Annotated in this window: 1 protein-coding gene; it reads right to left on the reverse strand. The window is 42.2% G+C overall.

The window, feature by feature from the left end; genetic code table 11:
- On the reverse strand, nucleotides 1-258 hold a 258-nt coding region (locus FC65_RS11325), incomplete at both ends, for an ATP-binding cassette domain-containing protein (RefSeq protein WP_156408665.1).

The raw sequence follows: 258 nt of genomic DNA on the forward strand, positions 1-258 counted from the left end.
GGAACAAGGCGAAGTTTTGAAAAACCATCCCGAACTTATCTTGGCGTAGTTTACGCAAACCTTCTTTGTCTAGATCCATCACACTTTGGCCATCAATTTCGACGTCTCCATCAGTCGAATCGATCAAACGATTGATCATCCGGATCAGTGTTGATTTACCACTACCGGATAGACCCATGACAACAAAGATCTCTCCTTCATTAATTGAAAAATTAGCGTCACTGACACCAACTGTACAACCAGTTTGAGCAAGGATCT

Origin of the sequence: Ligilactobacillus acidipiscis DSM 15836, assembly GCF_001435755.1 — a bacterium.
GTDB lineage: Bacteria > Bacillota > Bacilli > Lactobacillales > Lactobacillaceae > Ligilactobacillus > Ligilactobacillus acidipiscis.